The sequence below is a fragment of the Methylomonas aurea genome (genome assembly GCF_024505045.1).
Taxonomy (GTDB): Bacteria; Pseudomonadota; Gammaproteobacteria; order Methylococcales; family Methylomonadaceae; genus Methylomonas; species Methylomonas aurea.
In genome coordinates this window covers 1-2607 of record NZ_JANIBM010000077.1, presented here as the reverse complement: position 1 = coordinate 2607, position 2607 = coordinate 1, and the positions used below count along the sequence as shown (strand labels likewise).

Below are 2607 nucleotides of genomic sequence, written 5' to 3'. Positions count from 1 at the left end.
ATAAACGATAAAAAGGTCGATCTAGCGGTTTCGACCGCAGTGGATTCGTTATTGGGCAGTATTCCGGAATAGGGGCTGGCTTTGATAATCCCCCGCTGTCACCGGTCGTTATCTCTGCCGTTACCGATATTGTTAAAGGGAGGTGTGTCATGATGAATACGTGGCACAAGCTATCGGCAATCGAAACCGCAAGTGTGCTTGCGACCGATATGGAACAGGGACTTTCCAGCGAAGACGCGAAAAAGCGACTTGCCCGATATGGGCAAAATAAGCTGCATAAGGGCAAGCGATTTTCGGCTTTGATGATTTTTATCAGCCAGTTTAAAAGTCTCGTTATTTGGGTGCTGATTGGCGCAGCGGCCGTTTCCGTCGCACTCGGTGAAGTCATCGACGGTATTGCCATCATCGCTATCGTGATTTTGAATGCGGTCATTGGCTTTCTCCAGGAATATCGGGCCGAGAAAGCGGCCGCCGCACTCGCTCGTTTAACAGCGCCGCATTGCCGAGTGATTCGGGATGGCCATAGTCTGGTGATTACCACCACTGAAGTCGTTCCAGGCGATTTACTGTTACTCGAAGCGGGCGATTTGGTTGCGGCGGATGCTCGCCTTATTAAAGCCTCCGTGTTTCGTGTCAATGAAGCCCCGCTCACGGGGGAATCGCAAGCCGTGGCTAAGTTTACGGTTAGTCTGGTATTGGAGACACTACTGGCTGAGCGGCGTAATATGGTTTTTCTCGGTACCAGTGTGACGGGAGGTTCCGCACGCGCGGTGGTGGTTAACACCGGCATGGAAACCGAACTGGGTCGCATCGCGAAACTACTCGAATCGGCCGAAAGTGGAGAAACTCCATTACAACGCCAACTGGAGCAGGTTGGGCGCTTGTTGTTGATGGCATGTTTCGGCATCGTCGGCTTGATTTTCGGTCTGGGAGTATGGCGAGGCATTGCTCCCTTTGAACTGTTCCTAAGTTCGGTGAGTCTTGCGGTCGCGGCGATTCCCGAAGGGTTGCCGGCGGTGGTAACGATTGCGCTGGCATTAGGCGTGCAGCGTATGGTTCAACGGCATGCCTTGGTACGACGTTTGGCTTCGGTCGAAACATTAGGCCGTGCCCAGGTGATTTGTACCGACAAGACCGGCACGCTGACGATGGGTGAAATGACGGCCCGGAAGTTGGTGACCTCGCAAAATCTCTATCGTGTTACCGGTGAAGGTTACGCCACGGAAGGCACATTCTTCTCCGGCAACGTGGAAAGTTTCCCCTCGGAAAGCCCCGAATTATTCGCCTTGCTGCGAGCAGCGGCGGCATGCAATGATGCCGAACTCACGCTAATCGATGGCCGATCTACTGTAGTAGGCGATCCTACCGAGGGGGCGTTATTGGTGGCCGCCGAGAAAGCGAATATTACCCGGTCTGCCATTGAAACGGACATGCCGCGTTTGGCGGTGATCCCTTTTGATTCCGACCGCAAGCGCATGAGCATTATCCGTCGTCAGGCCAATTTCCCCTGGGCCTTTGTCAAAGGTGCCCCCGAAGTCGTTCTTAGCCGTTGCACGTTGATTCGTACCGACCAAGGTGTCAGGGCGTTGACTGAAATCGACCGCACGCATTTTTTTCAGGCCAATCGTTTACTGGCCAACGATGCTTTGCGAGTGCTGGCCGTGGCAGAGCGCCCCCTGGAGGGTATCCATTTCGGCGCGGGCGTATTCGGCAGTGATGTCGAGATCGAACAGCAGCTTATTTTGTTGGGACTCGTTGGCTTACAGGACCCGCCGCGTGGTGAAGCCAGAGAGGCCGTCAGCAAATGCAAACGGGCAGGGATCAAAACGGTGATGATTACCGGCGATCATCCTGATACCGCGCGAGCCATTGGCTGCGAATTAGGGATTATGGATAAAGGCGATGAAGTTCTGATTGGTGCCGAGATAGATCACCTGGACGATGCTGAATTAAAGGAACGCGTGCCGCATGTTTCGGTGTATGCACGGGTAACCGCCGAGCATAAACTGCGTATTGTGCGGGCATGGAAAGCGACTGGGGCGGTTGTCGCGATGACGGGAGACGGCGTTAACGATGCGCCGGCGATCAAAGAGGCATCCATCGGAATCGCTATGGGCATTACCGGCACGGAAGTGACCAAAGAAGCCGCCGACATGATTGTCGCCGATGATAATTTTGCTTCCATTGTCGCCGCCGTTGAAGAAGGACGCGGCATTTATGACAACATCGCGAAAACGCTCTCTTACCTGCTGGGTAGTAGCACCGGCGAGTTGTTGGTGATGTTGGGTGCGGTGCTACTGGGTTGGCCATTACCGCTTTTACCGCTACATCTTTTGTGGATCAACTTGGTTACCGATGGTTTTGCGGCCTTGGCCCTTTCCACCGATCCGATTGATCCAGGGGTATTGAATCGCCCGCCTCGACAGGCTCAGTCCCAGTTACTCAACCGGAAGTTGTTTTATCTGACTTTATTCACCGGTTTGTTAGCCGCGAGCGTCACGCTCGGCGTGTTTGCCTATGAACTGCATGTGGTCGGCAATACGCTTGATCAAGCTCGCGATGCTGCCTTTACCGCTCTGGTGATTACCGGTTTGCTGCGTGCCTTTG

General features: G+C 54.1%; 1 protein-coding gene. It reads left to right on the top strand.

The annotated features are described in order from the left end of the window. Nucleotides 1-149 precede the first annotated feature (149 nt). Nucleotides 150-2607, top strand: a 2458-nt coding sequence (locus NP603_RS21715) for a cation-translocating P-type ATPase (RefSeq protein WP_256612953.1), incomplete at its 3' end; no start/stop codon positions are given.